This window comes from Metabacillus idriensis, from assembly GCF_009674765.1.
Classification (GTDB): Bacteria; Bacillota; Bacilli; order Bacillales; family Bacillaceae; genus Bacillus_P; species Bacillus_P idriensis.
Genome location: NZ_WKKF01000001.1, coordinates 1,200,891 through 1,220,158 on the forward strand (window position 1 = coordinate 1,200,891; position 19,268 = coordinate 1,220,158).

Genomic DNA, 19,268 nt, shown 5'->3' on the forward strand with positions numbered 1-19,268 from the left:
TCATGCAATGGGAGACAAGAATTACAGAGCTTCTTAACATTCAATATCCGATCATTCAGGGAGGGCTTGCCTATCTTGCTTATTCAGAATTAGCAGCTGCTGTATCAAACGCAGGAGGGCTGGGGCAAATAACTGCCATGTCTCTAGGGGAACCTGAACTGCTTCGGGAAGAGATTGCAAAAGTCCGCAGAAAAACAGATAAGCCGTTTGGGGTGAATTTTGCGGTCGGTCAGCACGGCAGACCCTATTCAGATTTGCTTGATGTGGCAATTGAAGAAGAAGTGCCGGTTATTTCAATGACAGGCGGCAATCCTTCGGCTATATTCGATCAATTAAAAGGGGTAAACGTAAAAAAACTTGTTCTGGTCGCAGCCAGAAGACAAGCTGAGAAAGCGGAAGAGCTTGGAGCAGACGCTGTCATGGTTGTAGGACAAGAAGGCGGAGGCCACCTGGGGAGAGATGACACCGGGACGTTCGTATTAATTCCGCAAGTAGTTGATTCTGTGTCGATTCCTGTTATTGCATCCGGAGGAATTGGTGATGGCAGGGGACTAATGGCTGCTCTTAGTCTTGGAGCAGAAGGAATTGAAATGGGAACAAGGTTTATAGCAACACAGGAGTGTGTTCATGCTCATTCGGAATACAAACATGCTCTAGTAAACAGTTCAGAACGCGACACGGTTGTCATTAAACGCAGTATTGGAGCGCCGGCAAGAGCTCTTGCGGGACCTTGGACAGCCAAAATATTGGAGATGGAGCAAAAACAAGCTGATTATGAAAAGCTAAAAGATTATATTAGCGGACATGCTAACAAAAGATACATATATGATGGTATGATAGACAATGGTTTTGCGTGGGCCGGACAAGTAACAGGCTTAATCCGCGATGTGCCAAGCGTCGAACAGCTTATGTCGAGGATGATAACTGAGGCCTCTGAGATAAGACAAAGGTGGAGTTAACTTACCACTCAACAGGAAAAGGCAGGTGAGGAACAGTGGATTATCAATATCCGATTCAGCCTGATTGGAGCACAAATGAAATCATTGATGTGATTGCATTTTTCCAATCGATTGAAAAAGCATATGAGAAAGGGATCAGCCGGGAGGACTTAATGAAAGCGTACCGGAGATTCAAGGAGATTGTCCCGAGCAAAGCAGAAGAGAAAAATCTTTGCGATGATTTTGAAGAAATGAGCGGGTATTCTTCCTACCGTGCTATTAAAAGAAGCAGAGAAAGCAGCGATTCGGATCAAATCAAAATGTAAAAGGACGGGTTCATCCCGTCCTTTTGTGTATTTAAGAGAAATTTTATAACACGGCAGCCTTTTGAGCAATAGTATAAAGAGGAAGCAGCGTTTTGAATGTATCTTCTATTTTATCTGTAAATTGTTTTCCGTTCATTTTAACGGCATCCGTGCGCTCAATTTTAATACCGCATAATAGTTCCGCTTTTTTTACGGTTTGAAGGCGTTCAAACATTTTCTTGAAGTCAGCTTCACTCAAGTCTTTTTGAACGGATACTTCGGGTTTTGTATGGTCAGCCGACCAGACGAAATGGTCTGGGATTCGGGAACGAAGTTTGCTCCAGTTTTTTGCAAGCTCAGCACCGTACTGATCTTTTACAGGCGATTCATAAATAACCGCAAACCAGGCAAACGCATGAGTTTCCCATAAGCCGATTTGAAAATGGGGCAGCATTTTATATCCGCGTTTATTGCCTGCGAATGCAACCCAGGTATCTTTAGGCGGATTAACAGAACGGCGGGCATGCTTTGCCACGTGCGCATACATTTCCTCCCCAGTCATTCCTGAGAGGTCAGCTGCAAATCTTTCACCTAACTGCTCAAGCTTTGGTCTTACTGTTTGAATTAAAGCTTCCATTCTCTCATCCAAGCCGTCTATTTTAAAAACATCGAAATCTTCATTAGTAAAACCTTTAAAGTCCATTTCTAAAACCTCCTGATATCACAGTGCATGCGAACATTTTAGCACACCAGCCAGCATATTCGAAAGAAACTTGCACGTTTCGACACTTTGAGAATGTGGTATTAAATAAATAATAGGTAAATACACAATTTTCAGTTCCAAGTTGCATCCTATTTTCAAGTTTCATATCATATATAAAAATATCAGAAAATTATGTTAAATGAAAAGTCGCTGGTTAACAATTATAGACAATTTTTGAAAGGGGCGGTAGAAAGATGAAGCAAATTGTGAAAACTACTGGACAAAAGGAATCGGATAATCGTATTGGGGTGCTGAAACTTGAATTAGATTATGAATTGGCCACCCTTTATGACGCCATGAGCGAAAATGACGAAACAAAGAAGAATGAATGCAAACGGAAGCTTGAAAGACTAAGAAAAGAATGGCTCAGACTGCAGGCTTAAATGCAGCAAACAAAGCGAACCTCGCAAAAGGGTTCGTTTTTATCTGAGTAAATCATTTTTGAGGAGGCGCCAATTGCTTGCTTTCCATAATTTCCTTGCGTTATTCTTATTTTATATAAATAGCTTACCTACATAGAAAGAAGGTTTATACATGGCAAATTGGTCTAAGATCGAAAGTGATGCAAAATCATGGATATATACAGCAGGAGAAACAATCCGCCAGTCCTTTCAAAATGTGCTCCAAATCCAGTCTAAATCGAATCCGGATGATCTTGTCACCAATATGGATAAAGAAACCGAACAATATTTGATTTCAAAAATTAATGAAACCTATCCGGAGCATCGCATTCTTGGGGAAGAAGGCTTTGGGCACGACATTCAGTCTTTAGAGGGAATCGTCTGGATTGTGGACCCGATTGACGGAACAATGAATTTTGTTCATCAGCAAAGGAATTTCGCCATCTCAATCGGTATTTATGAAGATGGGGTTGGACAAGTTGGTCTGATCTATGATGTTGTTCATGACGAACTGTATCATGCGGTCAGGGGCAAAGGAGCCTTTATGAATGATTATAAACTTCCTGAGCTTAAGGATGTCCCGTTAAACCAGGCTGTGATTGCTTTGAATGCAACATGGGTGATGGAAAATAAACGATTTAATCATAACTTATTAGTTCCTGTCGCAAAAGCGGTGAGAGGAACACGGTCATATGGGTCAGCAACACTTGAATTTGCTTACGTTGCATCTGGGAGGCTTGACGCGTATATTACGCTTAGGCTTGCTCCGTGGGATTTTGCTGCCGGTCTGATTTTGCTTGAAGAGGTTGGGGCAAAAGCAACAACTTTAGATGGAGAAAAAATAAATCTGCTTGGACAAAACAGTATTTTCGTTGCGAAAAAAGGAATACATTCCACTATTCTTAAGGATTATCTGCACAAGTAGATGCTTAAATACCGTTCATTTGAAGATTCGGACTACCCCTTTTTTGCAGAACTGATCGGAGCAAGCAAAACTTGGCAAGAAGAGGAATGCACGCCGTCTCAGGCAGAAGAATACATGACATCTTATAAAATGTATAACGGCAATTGGCTTGTCTGGATGAAGTCATATGAAATGATAGGCATCTCGTTTCATCTTGAATGGGCCCCCTCTAATGAGAAACCGTGGATTGGAACGGTCCTGATCCATCATCAGCACCGTAAACAAGGCCTGGGCAAGGAAATAATCGGGCAGATATCGGATGAATTAAAACAGAATGGCCACAAAGCAATTTTTGCCGGCTGTCCGGCATCCAGGCTTGACTGGCTGCAATTTCTCGGAAGGTGCGGATTTGAACAGCTTAAATCTGAAAAAGATACACAAGGAAAAGAGTATATAATCTCAGTAAAACCTGTATAGCCCCTTTTAAAGGGGTTTTTATGCGGAAAAGAACAAAAGCGCAAGCGCCTTGGTCAGATCCGACAGGCAGATAAGAATCCGACAGAAAAGTCCGGGTCCCGACTTTTTTGGCGGATTCGTTCTGACCGAGGATCTAGGCGCTGGAGCTGGACGTGGATAACTTTATTTCATTATCCACAACCAATTACCTTTTATAATTTCCTAAACAAATAAAAAAATCGGAGACATGGCTCCGATTTTTGTTAAAGAATTCCTTTATCCCGCATTTTCTTTTTTGTTGCAAATCCAAAGCCCATTGCCGCAATAAGGGCAAGAATAGAGATCACTATGCCTAAAATACTTCTTTCACCAACTGCAATGCCGACGCTAACCATCGATCCGGCTGCAATGAATGCTAAAAGAAAGAAGATCCATTTTCCAGATTTCATCTGATTTTTCATCCCCTTCCATAACCGTTTGGACAGCAATTTTTGCCCCATTTATCAGTTTACATAAAATGATTCCTTTTTTCTATAAAAGTTTGTGGTATAATACATAAGGTTATTTTAATTTTTTAGGAGATGAAAATGTGAAACTTCGAAATGATATTCGAAACATTGCTATTATTGCCCACGTAGACCACGGAAAAACGACTCTTGTCGACAAAATGCTTCATCAGGCAGGTACGTTCCGTGCGAACGAACAAGTTGCTGAAAGAGCGATGGATTCCAATGATTTAGAGCGCGAGCGCGGAATTACGATCTTAGCAAAAAATACGGCAATTAATTATAAAGATACACGCATCAACATCATGGATACACCAGGACATGCCGACTTCGGCGGCGAAGTTGAGCGCATCATGAAAATGGTTGACGGCGTATTGCTGGTTGTTGACGCTTATGAAGGATGTATGCCTCAAACACGCTTTGTTCTTAAAAAAGCGCTTGAGCAAAACTTAACGCCAATCGTTGTTGTAAACAAAATCGACCGCGATTTTGCCCGTCCAGAGGAAGTAGTAGACGAAGTTCTTGATTTATTTATTGAACTTGATGCTTCAGAAGAGCAGCTTGAGTTCCCGGTTATCTTTGCTTCAGCTATGAACGGAACAGCAAGCACAAGCCCGGACCCAGCTGATCAGGAAGAGAACATGGTTTCATTGTTTGATTCAATTGTTGAGCACATTCCAGCTCCTGTTGATAACACAGATGAGCCTCTTCAATTCCAGGTAGCTCTTCTTGATTACAACGATTATGTCGGACGTATCGGAATCGGACGCGTATTCCGCGGAACAATGGAAGTAGGACAGCAGGTTTCATTAATGAAAATTGACGGTTCTTTCAAAAACTTCCGTGTAACAAAATTATTCGGTTTCCAGGGCTTAAAACGCGTAGAAATTGAAAGCGCAAAAGCAGGAGATCTAGTGGCTGTTTCTGGAATGGAAGACATCAACGTAGGGGAAACAGTTTGCCCGGTTGAGCATCAGGAAGCATTGCCGATCCTTCGCATTGATGAGCCTACTCTTCAAATGACATTTGTTGTAAACAACAGTCCGTTTGCAGGCCGCGAAGGAAAATATGTGACTTCACGTAAAATTGAAGAGCGTTTAATGTCTCAATTGCAGACTGATGTTAGTTTGCGTGTAGAAAACACAGAATCTCCAGATGCATGGATTGTTTCAGGCCGCGGAGAGCTTCATCTTTCAATACTAATTGAGAACATGCGCCGCGAAGGCTATGAGCTTCAAGTATCTAAACCAGAAGTTATCGTAAAAGAAATTGATGGGGTAAGATGTGAGCCTGTTGAGCGCGTTCAAATTGATGTACCTGAGGAGCATACTGGTTCTGTAATGGAATCAATCGGTGCCCGCAAAGGTGAAATGCTTGATATGATCAATAACGGAAACGGTCAAGTCCGTTTAATTTTCAACGTGCCTGCACGAGGATTAATCGGGTACTCTACAGAATTCATGTCAATCACTCGCGGATTCGGCATCATCAACCATACATTTGACAGCTATCAGCCAATGCAGCCGGGTCAAGTTGGAGGACGTCGTCAAGGCGTGTTAATCTCTATGGAAAACGGAAAATCAACAACTTATGGTATTCAAGGTGTTGAAGACCGCGGAATCATTTTCCTTGATGCTGGTAAAGACGTGTATGAAGGCATGATCGTCGGAGAACACAATCGTGAAAATGACCTTGTTGTCAACATCTGCAGAATGAAGCAGCAAACAAATATCCGTTCTGCAAATAAAGACCAAACAAGCACAATGAAAAAACCTCGCATCATGTCTCTTGAAGAATCTCTTGAATACTTGAACGATGATGAGTACTGTGAGCTTACACCAACTTCTATTCGTTTAAGAAAGAAAATTCTTGATAAGAATGAGCGCGAAAAACAAGCTAAAAAGAAAAAATTAGCTGGCTTGCTGTAAGAGATAACCCTAGACATGCAATGGAGGGGAACACGGGATGAACGTTTACGAAAGTATGTGGCCGGTTGCGTATGCCATTTATACTGCAACTGAACCTGATACTCAAATGGGGGCAAATATTTTATACTTGGTCATTCTCGGATTATCAATTGTCGTATTTAAGCTGGGGTTTGCTAAAAAGCTTCCCCTGCTTAAGGCAATTGTTATCTATTTGTTCTTAATGTTCGGGTGTACAGTTTTAACCTTTTTAGGCGCATTTCTTCCTGTGGCAGAAGGCCTGATTGTTGCAGCACTCATCTTAATTATCTATAAGATTCGTCTGCACCAGTCCAAAAAAGCTGAGCGGAATGCTGCAACATGAGATCTCTCCAGGACTCGCTTTATAATTGGCTCTCCATTAAAGTTGTAGCGGATGCCCGTCCTGAAGATACTGCAGCAGTGGATACATTCAGGCTGTTTGATGAATTGCTTAAAGAAAACCATGATCTTGCCGATGTAAAAGTTCACAAAGATGATATCATGTATCTTGTGAACTACACACTGAATGGCGAGCCTAAATCATCCAGGTTTCCGGCAGAATTAATCGACAGTATGATTGATCAGATTGAGGCAGAACCTGAAAAGTATCAAAATTACAAATAAAACACCTCTTAATGAGGTGTTTTTTTGTGCATATTTTTAGCTGACGCAGCCATTGCAGCCGCAAAAAGGATGTGACCCGCTGTCCACCATGTAAGTGCTTCAAAGTCGTCTATTGCCGGCGTCTCTCTTACAGAAAGGATCGTTAAAGGGAAATATAATAAAACAGCAGGCAGAGTCAGCGCAAATGCTGTCAGCCATCTATTCAGCTGTGATGTGATATTAAAAGAGGTTAAAGTGAAAACATACAGAACTCCAATTATGACAGCAACAGCCAAATGGAGGACAAATTCAAAAAGCTCAGGGAGAGGCTCTTTGTAAATAAAATCAATGTTAAGCAAAAGCACATAGACTTTTTCACCACTGACTATTTCAGCTGATTTTAAAAAAAGACCAAGAACAATACCGCTGATCAGGCCAATAAGAGCTCCCCTCTTAACCACTACCAGTTATCCTCTGTTTTCTTATCTCTGTACAATCTGAAATTTCCAGTATTAGCACGTTCAATTGTCCGATTTTCTATCCTCAGGTCGCACTCACTGCACATATACGTATGAATCGGACGGTTTCGCAGCCTCTTCGCCTGAAGCGTTTCATCATCAATGGTTTCTACTTTATCGCATAAAACACATTTTACTCTCATGGTACACCTCATCATTCTTTTTCTGAAATTGTTGAATAAAATTTTTAAATTAGTTGTTAAATGGCTATAATCTGATAAATCATCTTATAAGGCTCTATTATTTATAAATTAATTGTTAGAAGCCTTAAGTGGATTGCAGCGGAAGGAACTTGACTCCTGCGGGAATTAGAGGGAAGTTGGAGACCCCACAGGCATGCCGAGGAGGCTCCAACCCTCCCCGCGGAAAGCAAGTTCCTGGAGCGGAAAGAAAAAGACAAAATTAATAATGGAAACATCAATCTATGCGTTAAGTGCCATTTATTAAGGAGCTAACCAGTTGGTTCCGCTTTTCTAAATGATATAACAGTTGGAAACAAAAATAAAAAAAGGTATGATAGCATTATACAACTTTAATGGAGGGAAGAAAATGGCTAATAAGGTAGAAACAAAATTGATTCAGCCTTTGTTTGACAATCTCCAAAAAGAAAGATTTGCTGTTTTTGCAACTCTTGATCATGAAACAGGATCTCCAAACGTATCAGCCGTATCATGGGTGTATGCCCCTGATTTAGAACGGGTTTATCTGGCTGTCGATAATCGGTCCAGAATTGTTGAAAACGTAAAAAAACATCCTGCTGCGGTTATTACGCTGCTGGCAAATGAGTCTACATATTCTATAAATGGCCATGCCCATGTCAAAATTGAAAAGCTTGAGGGTGTCCCATTAAAACTTGCTTTAATTGAGATTAAGATATCTGAAGTCCGTGATGTCATGTTTTACGGGTCAAAAATATCAGCCGAACCTGCATATGAAAAAACATATGATGAAAAAGCAGCAGCAAAGCTTGACAGTCAGGTGTTAGAAGCAATGAAAAAAGCTTAGATTAGGAAATCTAAGCTTTTTTTCAATCCGGATTTTAGTTGAAAAGGAAGTAATCAGTTCTTATTTAAATGGTTTTCTGACTGATCTTCCTGCTCGCGGTCAAGCTCTTGTTGCTCTTTTTTGTTCAGCTGATCATTATCTTGCTCTGTTGGTCTGTTTCTTTGATTATTCAGCATATCACTGGGAATTTCAGGCATAACGCGGCCGACGATTGCGGCAAGCTCGTCAAGGATGCCTCCAACAGGCTGTCCCTGCTGAAGATCTTTGCCCATTTCCCGCAGACGGACTGTGGTATCCGCATCAGCGATAATGACAGCATTTGCCCCGTAAGGATCATGCTGAATGCTTTCTGCAACCGCGTATTTAATTGATTCAACCTTGTTGCGGTCAAGTTTTGAATTTACATCAATGCCTACAACTGCATATTTGCCAAGTACAACTGCGCTGACATCATTTACACCAGGGACACGTCCTGCAAGATTAACCAGGCGCTTTGAAATCTGTTCACCTGATTTTTTTTCCACATTTTCATTTACTGTGTTTCGAACATTAATGGGTTTTCCATTGTGATCTTCGGGTGTGTCGCCCTGAGAGCCCTGATTTGCTTGGCATCCTGATAGAGCGAGCAGAATAATCATTGCTGAAAAAACAAAGCTGCGCATGAAATCACTCCTTTTTAGACCATGCTTTTTAATTTTATTGTCTAATAAATCTTCTATCTTTATGCACCAATTCATATATTTTAGCAACGCTTCAATTACAGCTTGATTATCTTCGTCTGACTTTTACGTGCAGTACACTATAAAAACCTGAACTGGGTAGGAGGCGGAAGGTTGAGTAAAATCTATGTTTTGGATACGAATGTCTTACTGCAAGATCCGAATTCCATTTTTTCTTTTGAAGAAAACGAAGTAGTGATTCCGGCAGTCGTTCTTGAAGAAGTCGATTCAAAAAAGCGGTATATGGATGAAATAGGACGAAATGCAAGACATGTTTCCAAACTGATTGATAGCCTAAGGCTGATTGGAAAGCTTCATGAAAAAATTCCTTTGCCAAGCGGCGGATTTTTGAGGATTGAGCTGAATCATCGCTCATTTCATGAACTTCAGGAAATTTTTATAGAAAAAACAAATGATAATCGCATTCTTGCAGTGGCGAAAAATCTTTCAATTGAAGAGGAAACAACGGAGAACGGGCGGCCAGTCATCCTTGTGAGCAAGGACACGCTGGTCAGGGTAAAAGCTGATGCGATCGGACTGCTGGCTGAGGATTTTCTGAGCGACAGGGTTGTTGAAATTGACAGAATCTATACAGGCTTTCTTGATTTGTATATAAGCGGTGATGATTTAAACAGATTTTATGAGAAAAATGAATTGATTTTGTCTGAAGTGACGAATCATCCATTTTACCCTAATCAATTTGTCATCATGAAAAATGCGCTTGGCGGCTCTGCTTCAGCAATCGGATGTGTTGATAAAACAGGAAAAAAGGTAAAGAGGCTCGTATTTGATCACGATCACATTTGGGGAATACGGCCAAGAAATGTCCAGCAGACGATGGCGATGGAGCTGCTTCTCAGAAATGACATGCCTCTGGTCACACTAATTGGAAAAGCAGGCACTGGGAAAACGCTGCTCGCTTTGGCTGCAGGTCTGATGCAGACAGAGGATTTAGGGACGTTCAAAAAATTGCTCGTTGCAAGACCAATCGTTCCTGTCGGGAAGGATATTGGCTATCTTCCTGGTGAAAAACAGGAAAAACTAAGACCGTGGATGCAGCCAATCTATGATAATTTAGAATATCTTTTCAATGCGAAAAAACCTGGCGAGCTGGATGCCATTTTAGCAGGGATGGGATCAATAGAAGTAGAAGCCCTGACGTATATTCGCGGCAGAAGTATTCCTGAGCAGTTCATTATTATTGATGAAGCTCAGAACTTAACGAAACACGAAGTAAAAACGATTTTGACCAGAGTAGGGGAAAAAAGCAAAATTGTCTTAATGGGAGATCCTGAGCAAATCGATCATCCTTACCTTGATGAATACAATAATGGCTTAACCTATGTTGTAGAGAAGTTTAAGGATCAGTATATTGCGGGGCATGTCAGATTAGTAAAAGGGGAGCGCTCCGGCCTTGCTCAGCTGGCTGCAGATTTATTGTGAAAGATGCAATCAATGCGAACACAGCTATTGTGAAAGATGGGAAAAGCCGCTGTCATAAGCGGCTTTTCTTACTCAATAATAATTTCTTTTATGTTCGTAATAGGATTATCGCGGTTGCTGCCATCTCCGTAATAGAGAGTAACAGGACCTTCGTCAGTAAGGGGTTTGCCATTCTTACTGAATCCAAGGATGAGGGCAGATGCTTCCTCAAGTGACATTCTTACGTCTCCTTGCCCAGTTTTAAATACAGCATATTCTGCTGCCTGAGCAGGCTCCGCATTTTTAAGGAATGGAAGAAACGGTATACCAAACGTTCCATTCAAGATTCTTTCTTTTTCAGTTCGCTTATTATTTTTGTTTTCTGGGAGCTTTGCTCCTTCGCGGATTTCCTGATCCCAGTGTTTAGAGACTGCCTTAGTGTACTCTTCCAATTCGTTCCGTTCTTTTTTGTTTTCATCAAAATAAACAGTCAGATCGACTTTTCTGTCATCAAATATCCATACACCGGGATCCAGTGTAATTGGAAAGGCAATATTTCCTTTAATTAAAATGATTGAATCCATTGCTACACGTCCTTTCTTTAAAAGTATAAGCGCTTTCTGTGAATTTGTCATGGGGGACATCGGCATGACAGTTTTTGGGCAAACTAACACCTCATACTGAATGAAGAGGTGAACAGACCATGCCATGTCAAACCAGTGAAGAATTGGCGGAGCTTGTCAGCATTGCAAGGGAAGTAACGAAGGATGGCAAGATTGCTGACTATATTCCTGCACTAGGAGAAGCAGATCAAGGTGATTTATCCGTTGCGATATATCATGTTGAAAATACTTGTATGTCAGCTGGAGATATTGAAAAAAGCTTTACCTTGCAAAGCATATCAAAAGTGCTGACGCTTGCTCTTGTACTGATGGATCATGGGGAATCCTATGTATTTGATAAAGTGGGCATGGAACCGACGGGAGATCCGTTTAATTCAATCGTCAAGCTTGAAACTCATGAAAATCAGCGGCCGCTGAATCCGATGATTAATGCAGGAGCACTTGCTGTTACAAATATGATTAAAGGATCTGACAAGGAAGAAAAACTATCCCGCTTTTTAGCTTTTACAAAAGAATTAACCTTCAATCAGGATATTAAAGTCTGCCATGAGATCGCTTCTTCTGAATTTGAAAACGCCTGGCTGAACAGGTCTCTCTGTTATTTTATGAAAAAAGACGGCATCATTGATGGTGATGTAGAGGATTTAATTGATTTATATTCAAAGCAATGTGCCGTACAAATGCACAGCCTCGATCTGGCGAAAATCGGGGCAGTCTTCGCCCTTGACGGCAAACATCCTCAAACAGAAAAACAAATCATCCCGAAAGATATTGCGCGTATCTGCAAAACGTTTATGGTGACATGCGGCATGTACAATGCTTCTGGAGAGTTTGCGATAAAAGTGGGAATTCCTGCCAAAAGCGGAGTGTCCGGAGGTATTATGGGGATCGTGCCCTATCATTTTGGAATCGGAATTTTTGGGCCTTCTCTTGATAAAAAAGGGAACAGCATTGCTGGTATAAAACTGCTGCATCTTTTATCTGAAAAGTATGAATTAAGCATTTTCTGATGAAGCTTTGTGCGGGAACAAGTTCACTTATGAATAACACCTTGATTTTTCTTGATTTTTTACTATTTTCCCTATAATATTAATAGATAGATTAGGGTAATCGCTCGGGAACGGAGGGGTTCAATTGGCGTCTGAGATTGCGATTGATCATCGAGAAAAAGCACTTGCGCTCTTAAAGGCAGATGCTGATAAAATTACGAAGCTGATTCAAGTCCAAATGGACAATTTGACGATGCCTCAATGTCCTCTTTATGAAGAGGTTTTAGATACACAAATGTTTGGACTATCAAGAGAAATTGATTTTGCCGTAAGGCTGAATCTGATTGATGAGCGGGAAGGCAAAGCCATCCTAGACACACTCGAAAGAGAAATGTCGGCATTGCACGAGGCGTTCACAAAGAAATAACAATAAAACTCAAACTGTTTAATTAGACAGTTTGAGTTTTTTTATAAAGCTCGCCAGTCATCAAAAAACGATAATGGATCTATGTAATATACGTCTGAGCTTAACAGGTATATATACCGGAACAAAAGACCTACATACCTTTATATCTTGTTTACGCACGTTTGCCGGGTTACCATAAGGCGTGCGTTCGGAAGATGAAAACATAATGGAAGGAATTTGCGCTTTAATCTCGAATTTCTAACTAGGAAAATAAAATCATCCAGAATGCAGCAACAAGTCACGATAGGAAGCGATAAAATGATAAAAAAAATTCTCAAATCATATGATTATTCACTCATACTTGCTGTTATTCTCTTATGCGGGTTTGGTCTGGTTATGGTGTACAGCTCAAGTATGATTTCTGCCGTCGCCAGATGGGGCTATACAAGCGATTACTTTTTTCAAAAGCAGGCAATCTTTATTGCAATAGGGTTTGTGGTCCTTCTGGCTACAATGTTCTTTCCTTACAGAGCTTATTTAAGTCCTTTCTTTATCAGGGGCGTAGTCATGCTTTCCATCCTGATGCTCCTTGCTATTTTCGTATTTGGTTCCGTTGCAGGCGGTGCCAGAAGCTGGTTTTCCCTGTTCGGTTTTAAAGTACAGCCTGCAGAATTTGTGAAACTGAGTGTTATCCTGTACCTTGCAGCTGTGTACGAAAAAAAACAATCATATATTGATCATTTTGGAAGAGGCGTGCTGCCTCCGATTATTTTTACAGGTTTTATCTGTGTATTGATAATTCTCCAGCCGGATATAGGCTCGGCATCAATCATTGGGATGATCGCTCTTTCGATGGTCTTATGTTCAGGGCTGGGCATGAAAAATATCTTTAAACTCATTATCTTGGGTCTTGCAGGTCTTGCTGCAATCAGTCCGCTTGTTTTGCTGAAATGGGACAAGATTTTTACTACAGAGCGGGTCAGCCGCTTTGTCGGATTTATGGATCCATTCGGAGATGCGAAAGACTCAGGGTTTCACTTAATCAATTCTTATTACGCCATTGGTTCAGGCGGCCTGACGGGGCTTGGCCTCGGGGAAAGCGTACAAAAATACGGCTATTTGCCTGAATCGCACACAGATTTTATTCTGGCAATCATCTCTGAAGAGCTGGGGATTTTCGGAGTAGCGTTTGTCCTGATCCTTCTTGCATTTATCGTACTGAAAGGTTTTCACATTGCAAGAAACTGTGAAGATGCATTTGGCACGCTGCTCGCTATTGGCATTTCAAGCATGATTGGGATCCAGACAGCTATTAATGTTGGCGGATTAACAGGGCTGCTGCCAATTACCGGGGTTACCCTTCCATTTATAAGCTACGGTGGCTCCTCAATGATGCTATTAATGCTTTCAATGGGGCTTCTCATTAATATATCAATGTTTATAAAATACCGGGCGACTTATCAGAAGACTGAACAGAAGCCGGTAAGTGAAACACACAGTAATACGGTTCCATTTCAATAGAATAAAAGTGTTATACTAATTATAAATGTGTTATACTTTTAGTAGTGCAAGTGAAGAAGCTTAAGGGGGATTCCTATGTCGCAGAAAAACATTCAGAAAATACTTGTAGCAAACCGAGGTGAAATTGCCATCCGTGTATTCCGTGCCTGTACGGAGCTTAATATCCGGACGGTAGCCATCTATTCTAAAGAAGATTCAGGCTCGTTTCACCGTTACAAAGCAGATGAAGCATACATAGTAGGCGAAGGGAAAAAACCGATAGATGCTTATCTAGATATCGATGGCATTATTGAAATTGCTAAAGCCAATCATGTGGATGCCATTCATCCCGGCTATGGATTTTTATCGGAAAATATTCATTTTGCAAGAAGATGCGAAGAAGAGGGAATTATTTTCATTGGCCCTAAATCTAAGCATCTTGACATGTTTGGGGACAAAGTGAAAGCAAGAAAGCAGGCAGAGCTTGCAGATATTCCGGTCATTCCGGGCAGCAACGGACCTGTGCAAAGCTTAGAAGATGTTGTAGATTTTGGCCGCGAAAATGGATATCCTTTCATTATTAAGGCTTCACTTGGAGGCGGCGGACGCGGCATGAGGATTGTGCGCAGCGCTGCAGCTGTTAAAGAATCCTATGAACGTGCCAAATCAGAAGCAAAAGCTGCATTTGGCAACGATGAAGTATACGTTGAAAAACTAATTGAAAATCCTAAGCACATTGAAGTGCAAATTATTGGTGATGATCACGGCAATATCATTCATTTGTTTGAACGTGATTGTTCCGTGCAAAGACGTCATCAAAAAGTGGTTGAGGTCGCTCCAAGTGTCTCTGTAGATGAAAAATTAAGACAGGACATTTGTGATGCTGCTGTTAAGCTGATGAACAAAGTTGAATATGTGAATGCAGGAACAGTTGAATTCTTAGTTGCGGGTGGTGAGTTTTACTTCATTGAAGTTAACCCCCGTGTTCAAGTAGAGCATACGATTACCGAAATGGTTACAGGAATTGATATTGTTCAGACTCAAATTATGGTTGCAGAAGGCTATCCTCTTCATGGCAAAAAAATCGGCATACCGGCACAGGATCAAATCAGGGTAACGGGCTATGCCATTCAATCAAGGGTTACAACAGAAGATCCATTGAATAACTTCATGCCGGATACTGGCAAGATCATGGCATACCGCTCAGGAGGCGGCTTCGGAGTAAGGCTTGATGCCGGAAACGGATTCCAGGGAGCTGTTATTACGCCGCATTATGATTCATTGCTGGTTAAGCTTTCAACTCAGGCGCTGACGTTCGAGCAGGCTGCCGCAAAAATGGTCCGTAACTTAAGGGAATTCAGGATCAGAGGGATTAAAACCAACATTCCTTTTTTAGAAAATGTTATTAAACATGAGAAATTCATGTCAGGTGAATACGATACATCTTTCATTGATTCATCACCAGAGCTTTTCGTATTTTCAAAGAAAAAAGACCGCGGAACAAAAATGCTTTCCTACATTGGAAATGTAACAGTTAATGGCTTCCCGGGCATTGAAAAGAAAAAGAAGCCGGTTTTCGATAAGCTCTACATTCCAAAAGTAAAACTTTCCGAACCGATTCCAAGCGGAACAAAGCAGATTCTTGACGAGCAGGGTCCGGAGGGTCTTGTGAGATGGCTGAAAGAACAGAATGAGGTGCTATTAACAGATACAACATTCCGCGACGCTCATCAATCCCTGCTGGCAACACGCTTAAGAACGAATGACATCAAACATATCGCTGAACCTACAGCAAGGCTTCTTCCTAATTTATTTTCACTTGAAATGTGGGGCGGAGCAACATTTGATGTAGCATACCGCTTCTTAAAAGAAGATCCTTGGGACAGACTGCTCACAGTCAGAAAGCAAGTTCCAAATATTCTGCTGCAAATGCTTCTTCGTGCATCAAACGCAGTGGGCTATAAAAATTATCCGGATAATGTCATTGAAGAGTTTGTAGAAAAGTCTTCTTATGCAGGAATAGATGTTTTCCGTATTTTCGACAGCCTGAACTGGGTTGAAGGAATGCGCCCTGCAATTGAAGCTGTCAGAAAATCAAATAAAATTGCCGAGGCTGCGATTTGCTATACCGGAGATATTTTAGATCCTTCCCGCAGGAAATATGATCTGGAATATTATAAAAATCTGGCTAAAGAACTGGAAGAATCAGGTTCTCATATCTTGGGAATTAAAGATATGGCAGGCTTGCTTAAGCCGCAGGCTGCTTATGATCTGATTTCTGCTTTAAAAGAAACGATTTCCATTCCAATTCATCTTCACACACATGATACGAGCGGAAATGGTATTTTCACATACGCCAAAGCGATCGAAGCTGGAGTCGACGTTGTGGATGTAGCTGTAAGCTCTATGTCCGGCTTAACTTCACAGCCGAGCGCAAATTCTCTCTATCATGCCCTGCAGGGAATGGACCACCGGCCAAAAGCTGATATTGAAGCATTAGAAGAACTGTCTCAATATTGGGAAGGCGTGCGACACTATTATCAGGATTTTGAGAGCGGTATGAATTCGCCTCATTCGGAAGTGTACATGCATGAAATGCCCGGCGGACAATACAGCAATCTTCAGCAGCAGGCAAAAGCTGTTGGACTGGATGACCGCTGGAACGAAGTAAAAGAGATGTATCGCCGCGTAAATGATATGTTTGGAGATTTAGTTAAGGTAACGCCTTCTTCAAAAGTAGTCGGCGACATGGCCCTCTTCATGGTTCAAAATAATTTAATCGAAGATGATATTTATGAGCGCGGAGAAACGCTTGATTTCCCGGATTCCGTTGTTGAATTATTTGAAGGATATCTCGGACAGCCTCACGGCGGTTTTCCGAAAGAACTTCAGCGCATTATCTTGAAAGGCCGCGAACCGATTTCGGTCAGACCTGGTGAATTGCTTGAGCCGGTCAACTTTGGCGCTTTGAAAGAAGAGCTGTTCCACAGCTTAAATAGACAAGTGACAAGCTTTGATGCGATCGCTCATGCTCTTTATCCAAAAGTGTTTATGGACTATGCAAAGACATTTGAACAATTCGGGGATATTTCGGTTCTTGATACGCCGACATTCTTATATGGAATGAGACTTGGCGAAGAAATTGAAGTTGAAATCGAACAGGGGAAAACGCTGATCGTAAAACTGGTTTCAATTGGAGAGCCTCAGCCTGATGGAACACGCGTCGTTTATTTTGAATTAAACGGCCAGCCGCGCGAGGTCATTATCCGTGATGAAAACATTAAAGCGACAATCACAGCGAAAATGAAAGCAGATAAAGGCAACAAAGATCATATCGGAGCGACAATGCCTGGTACGGTCATCAAGGTTTTAGTTGAAAAAGGCGAAAAAGTCAGCAAGGGCGATCATTTGCTCCTGACTGAAGCAATGAAAATGGAAACAACCGTTCAGGCGCCGTTCTCAGGAACGATCAAGGATATTCATGTATCAAATGGTGAAGCCATTCAAACTGGTGATTTATTAATTGAAATCAGTCATTAAAAGACAGCCTCCGGGCTGTCTTTTTCTTTTATGGATTAACTTGCATTTGGATCAGATACAAAAACCCATCCATTCTTTCATAATTGAATTGAACTCGCTACAATCTAGAATGAGGTGAATAAACTATGAAAACAGCGGCAGTTTGGTTTCGCAGGGATTTAAGGCTGCAGGATCATACAGCTCTTTCAAATGCGATGAAGTGGACAGAAAAGAATGATGGAAGATTGTTCTTGTTTTTTCAGGTGAATCCTCACTTTTTGAGTGACAGCTTAGATAAACGGCATCAGTATTTCTTTCAGACATTATATTTATTCATGAAAGAGTGTGAGAGTAAGAACATTGCGTTTCACCTTTTATCAGGAGAGACAGATAAGGTCTTTACTACTTTAAAAGATAACATTCCCGAGATTGAGATGTTCTTTTTCAATGAAGATGAGACTGGCTACGGAAAAAAACGCGATGAAGAGGTCATGAAGCTCATTCATGATAAAAATAGAAAAGCCTATACGTCCCAGGATCATTTTCTTCACGGCGCACTGGAAGTGAAAAAGCAGAATGGAGAGTTTTATAAAGTCTTTACTCCTTATTACAATGCGTGGAGAAAGCTTGATAAGAGCAGGCCTCTCCAAATAAATTTAAAGACCCTTGCTGAACGCGCCGGCAGGTTTGAAAAATTAACATCAGATGGAAGCCGCGAGCTTGAAGAAACAGCAGGAGATTTTGAAAAGCGAGAGGACATTGGAGAAGCAGCTGCTTTAAAAACGTTAAAAAGCTTCACTTCAGATAAATTAGAGGATTATCATAAAAAACGGGATCTTCCCGCTGTAAACGGGACAAGCAAGCTTTCCAGGTATTTAAAAACTGGAGCCATTTCTCCAAGAACGGTTTACCATTATATCTCACAGATTGAGGGAGATCAGGACAGCGGCAAAGAAACCTTTGTAAAAGAACTTGCCTGGAGGGATTTTTATAATATGGTCTATGTCCAATTTCCAAACAGTGCCGTTGAAGAGGCAGATGAACGGTATCACAAAATAAATTGGAGCAGAAATAACGAGCGGTTAAAAGCCTGGTGCGACGGTAAGACCGGATATCCAATAGTAGATGCGGGAATGAGGCAGCTGAACGCTGAAGGCTGGATGCATAACCGGTTAAGGATGATTACTGCCTCTTTTTTAACGAAGGATTATCTGCTCGACTGGCGCCTGGGAGAAGAATATTTTGCGAAAAAGCTGGTAGATTATGAGCCGGGATCCAACATTGGCGGCTGGCAGGGGGCAGCTTCAGTAGGAACAGATGCCGTGCCTTACTTCAGAGTGTTTAATCCGGTCACACAGTCGAAAAGATTCGACCCTGATGGAGAATACATCCGGAAATATGTACCCGAACTAAAAGATGTCGATGCCCAGTTCATTCACGAACCTTGGAAAATGAACGATGATCAGCAGAAACGGGCGAACTGCAGGATCGGTGAGGACTATCCTGCGCCTACAGTTGAACACGGCGAGCAAAGGAAAAAAGCGATTGAAATGTTTAAGGGAATGTAAAAAAGAGGGACGAGCAATGAAAGTTTAATAAATTTAAAATAACAGTAAATTTGCATACCGCTTGGTGTGCTTTTTTGTTGGAGAAATCAGAGCAGGGTTATGAGGACACTTCATCGAGAAAAGGTGAGAAAAGAGGAAACAAAGCAGGGCTATGAGGACATTTCATCAAGAAAAGGT

The 19,268-nt window shown here is 41.4% G+C and carries 21 protein-coding genes; 15 read left to right on the forward strand and 6 right to left on the reverse strand.

Features of this window, described 5'->3' with window-relative positions:
• Positions 1-2 precede the first annotated feature (2 nt).
• Together GJU41_RS05895 and GJU41_RS05900 are read left to right on the forward strand one after the other, a co-directional pair.
• Positions 3-959 (forward strand): NAD(P)H-dependent flavin oxidoreductase, encoded by a 957-nt coding sequence (locus GJU41_RS05895; protein ID WP_154318150.1) that lies wholly within the window; start codon positions 3-5, stop codon positions 957-959.
• Between the two features lie 35 nt (positions 960-994).
• Positions 995-1,264 carry a UPF0223 family protein gene (locus GJU41_RS05900; protein WP_070879020.1) on the forward strand — a complete coding sequence of 90 codons (270 nt, stop codon included), beginning with the start codon at positions 995-997 and terminating at the stop codon, positions 1,262-1,264.
• A 43-nt stretch (positions 1,265-1,307) separates the two neighbouring features.
• Here the strand turns inward: GJU41_RS05900 and GJU41_RS05905 are convergent, their stop codons facing one another.
• Positions 1,308-1,946 (reverse strand): YktB family protein, encoded by a 639-nt coding sequence (locus tag GJU41_RS05905; protein WP_154318151.1) that lies wholly within the window; start codon positions 1,944-1,946, stop codon positions 1,308-1,310.
• Positions 1,947-2,200: 254 nt separating this feature from the next.
• On the opposite strand from GJU41_RS05905, the gene GJU41_RS05910 reads away from it, so the two are divergent.
• From GJU41_RS05910 to GJU41_RS05920, 3 genes are all read left to right on the forward strand, one after another.
• Entirely contained in the window at positions 2,201-2,389 is a 189-nt protein-coding gene (locus tag GJU41_RS05910; RefSeq protein WP_070879022.1) for a hypothetical protein, read from the forward strand.
• 151 nt (positions 2,390-2,540) lie between these two features.
• Positions 2,541-3,332: an inositol monophosphatase family protein gene (locus GJU41_RS05915; protein WP_154318152.1), complete on the forward strand. Its 792-nt coding sequence runs from the start codon at positions 2,541-2,543 to the stop codon at positions 3,330-3,332.
• Positions 3,333-3,788, forward strand: coding sequence for a GNAT family N-acetyltransferase (locus GJU41_RS05920; RefSeq protein ID WP_154318153.1), 456 nt, complete (start codon positions 3,333-3,335; stop codon positions 3,786-3,788).
• A 242-nt stretch (positions 3,789-4,030) separates the two neighbouring features.
• Here the strand turns inward: GJU41_RS05920 and GJU41_RS05925 are convergent, their stop codons facing one another.
• A complete protein-coding gene (locus tag GJU41_RS05925; protein WP_070879025.1) occupies positions 4,031-4,216 on the reverse strand; it encodes a YlaF family protein in 186 nt (61 codons plus the stop codon).
• Positions 4,217-4,356: 140 nt separating this feature from the next.
• On the opposite strand from GJU41_RS05925, the gene typA reads away from it, so the two are divergent.
• From typA to GJU41_RS05940, 3 genes are read left to right on the forward strand one after another with little or no spacing between them, the layout of a single operon-like run.
• Positions 4,357-6,201 carry a translational GTPase TypA gene (gene typA, locus GJU41_RS05930; RefSeq protein WP_070879026.1) on the forward strand — a complete coding sequence of 615 codons (1,845 nt, stop codon included), beginning with the start codon at positions 4,357-4,359 and terminating at the stop codon, positions 6,199-6,201.
• A gap of 37 nt (positions 6,202-6,238) precedes the next feature.
• The gene (locus GJU41_RS05935; protein WP_070879027.1) at positions 6,239-6,562 is read left to right on the forward strand and encodes a YlaH-like family protein; all 324 of its coding nucleotides are present in this window, start codon (positions 6,239-6,241) and stop codon (positions 6,560-6,562) included.
• Positions 6,559-6,843: a hypothetical protein gene (locus GJU41_RS05940; RefSeq protein ID WP_070879028.1), complete on the forward strand. Its 285-nt coding sequence runs from the start codon at positions 6,559-6,561 to the stop codon at positions 6,841-6,843. Before GJU41_RS05935 ends, GJU41_RS05940 begins: the two co-directional genes overlap by 4 nt.
• Before the next feature lie 8 nt (positions 6,844-6,851).
• On the opposite strand, the gene GJU41_RS05945 is transcribed toward GJU41_RS05940, so the two are convergent.
• Positions 6,852-7,283 (reverse strand): hypothetical protein, encoded by a 432-nt coding sequence (locus GJU41_RS05945; RefSeq protein ID WP_154318154.1) that lies wholly within the window; start codon positions 7,281-7,283, stop codon positions 6,852-6,854.
• The gene (locus GJU41_RS05950; RefSeq protein ID WP_070879030.1) at positions 7,283-7,483 is read right to left on the reverse strand and encodes a YlaI family protein; all 201 of its coding nucleotides are present in this window, start codon (positions 7,481-7,483) and stop codon (positions 7,283-7,285) included. Before GJU41_RS05950 ends, GJU41_RS05945 begins: the two co-directional genes overlap by 1 nt.
• Before the next feature lie 406 nt (positions 7,484-7,889).
• Between GJU41_RS05950 and GJU41_RS05955 the strand changes: the two genes are divergently transcribed.
• Positions 7,890-8,345, forward strand: a complete 456-nt coding sequence (locus GJU41_RS05955) for a pyridoxamine 5'-phosphate oxidase family protein (RefSeq protein ID WP_070879031.1) — start codon at positions 7,890-7,892, stop codon at positions 8,343-8,345.
• Between the two features lie 53 nt (positions 8,346-8,398).
• Here GJU41_RS05955 and GJU41_RS05960 read toward each other — a convergent pair whose 3' ends face one another.
• Positions 8,399-9,007 (reverse strand): YhcN/YlaJ family sporulation lipoprotein, encoded by a 609-nt coding sequence (locus GJU41_RS05960; RefSeq protein ID WP_070879032.1) that lies wholly within the window; start codon positions 9,005-9,007, stop codon positions 8,399-8,401.
• Between the two features lie 171 nt (positions 9,008-9,178).
• On the opposite strand from GJU41_RS05960, the gene GJU41_RS05965 reads away from it, so the two are divergent.
• Positions 9,179-10,507, forward strand: coding sequence for a PhoH family protein (locus GJU41_RS05965; RefSeq protein ID WP_070879033.1), 1,329 nt, complete (start codon positions 9,179-9,181; stop codon positions 10,505-10,507).
• A 68-nt stretch (positions 10,508-10,575) separates the two neighbouring features.
• Here GJU41_RS05965 and GJU41_RS05970 read toward each other — a convergent pair whose 3' ends face one another.
• Entirely contained in the window at positions 10,576-11,070 is a 495-nt protein-coding gene (locus tag GJU41_RS05970) for a hypothetical protein (protein WP_070879034.1), read from the reverse strand.
• A 119-nt stretch (positions 11,071-11,189) separates the two neighbouring features.
• Here GJU41_RS05970 and glsA point away from each other — a divergent pair, with 119 nt between their 5' ends.
• From glsA to GJU41_RS05995, 5 genes are all read left to right on the forward strand, one after another.
• Positions 11,190-12,119: a glutaminase A gene (glsA, locus tag GJU41_RS05975; RefSeq protein ID WP_154318155.1), complete on the forward strand. Its 930-nt coding sequence runs from the start codon at positions 11,190-11,192 to the stop codon at positions 12,117-12,119.
• Positions 12,120-12,243: 124 nt separating this feature from the next.
• Positions 12,244-12,525: an Fpa/YlaN family protein gene (locus GJU41_RS05980; RefSeq protein WP_070879036.1), complete on the forward strand. Its 282-nt coding sequence runs from the start codon at positions 12,244-12,246 to the stop codon at positions 12,523-12,525.
• 297 nt (positions 12,526-12,822) lie between these two features.
• On the forward strand, positions 12,823-14,025 hold the full coding sequence (locus GJU41_RS05985; RefSeq protein WP_070879037.1) for an FtsW/RodA/SpoVE family cell cycle protein: 1,203 nt from the start codon (positions 12,823-12,825) through the stop codon (positions 14,023-14,025).
• Between the two features lie 75 nt (positions 14,026-14,100).
• Positions 14,101-17,544, forward strand: coding sequence for a pyruvate carboxylase (pyc, locus tag GJU41_RS05990; protein ID WP_070879038.1), 3,444 nt, complete (start codon positions 14,101-14,103; stop codon positions 17,542-17,544).
• 125 nt (positions 17,545-17,669) lie between these two features.
• Entirely contained in the window at positions 17,670-19,091 is a 1,422-nt protein-coding gene (locus GJU41_RS05995) for a cryptochrome/photolyase family protein (protein WP_154318156.1), read from the forward strand.
• Positions 19,092-19,268 lie beyond the last annotated feature (177 nt).

What these genes read in the sequence shown, in the direction of transcription:
- GJU41_RS05935 (WP_070879027.1), top strand. Translation starts at nt 6,239, where the DNA reads ATGAACGTTTACGAAAGTATGTGGCCGGTTGCGTATGCCATTTATACT.
- GJU41_RS05960 (WP_070879032.1), bottom strand. Translation starts at nt 9,007, where the DNA reads ATGCGCAGCTTTGTTTTTTCAGCAATGATTATTCTGCTCGCTCTATCA.
- pyc (WP_070879038.1), top strand. Translation starts at nt 14,101, where the DNA reads ATGTCGCAGAAAAACATTCAGAAAATACTTGTAGCAAACCGAGGTGAA.
- glsA (WP_154318155.1), top strand. Translation starts at nt 11,190, where the DNA reads ATGCCATGTCAAACCAGTGAAGAATTGGCGGAGCTTGTCAGCATTGCA.
- GJU41_RS05920 (WP_154318153.1), top strand. Translation starts at nt 3,333, where the DNA reads ATGCTTAAATACCGTTCATTTGAAGATTCGGACTACCCCTTTTTTGCA.
- GJU41_RS05905 (WP_154318151.1), bottom strand. Translation starts at nt 1,946, where the DNA reads ATGGACTTTAAAGGTTTTACTAATGAAGATTTCGATGTTTTTAAAATA.
- GJU41_RS05910 (WP_070879022.1), top strand. Translation starts at nt 2,201, where the DNA reads ATGAAGCAAATTGTGAAAACTACTGGACAAAAGGAATCGGATAATCGT.
- GJU41_RS05895 (WP_154318150.1), top strand. Translation starts at nt 3, where the DNA reads ATGCAATGGGAGACAAGAATTACAGAGCTTCTTAACATTCAATATCCG.
- GJU41_RS05915 (WP_154318152.1), top strand. Translation starts at nt 2,541, where the DNA reads ATGGCAAATTGGTCTAAGATCGAAAGTGATGCAAAATCATGGATATAT.
- GJU41_RS05970 (WP_070879034.1), bottom strand. Translation starts at nt 11,070, where the DNA reads ATGGATTCAATCATTTTAATTAAAGGAAATATTGCCTTTCCAATTACA.
- GJU41_RS05925 (WP_070879025.1), bottom strand. Translation starts at nt 4,216, where the DNA reads ATGAAATCTGGAAAATGGATCTTCTTTCTTTTAGCATTCATTGCAGCC.
- GJU41_RS05985 (WP_070879037.1), top strand. Translation starts at nt 12,823, where the DNA reads ATGATAAAAAAAATTCTCAAATCATATGATTATTCACTCATACTTGCT.
- GJU41_RS05950 (WP_070879030.1), bottom strand. Translation starts at nt 7,483, where the DNA reads ATGAGAGTAAAATGTGTTTTATGCGATAAAGTAGAAACCATTGATGAT.
- GJU41_RS05940 (WP_070879028.1), top strand. Translation starts at nt 6,559, where the DNA reads ATGAGATCTCTCCAGGACTCGCTTTATAATTGGCTCTCCATTAAAGTT.
- GJU41_RS05955 (WP_070879031.1), top strand. Translation starts at nt 7,890, where the DNA reads ATGGCTAATAAGGTAGAAACAAAATTGATTCAGCCTTTGTTTGACAAT.
- GJU41_RS05995 (WP_154318156.1), top strand. Translation starts at nt 17,670, where the DNA reads ATGAAAACAGCGGCAGTTTGGTTTCGCAGGGATTTAAGGCTGCAGGAT.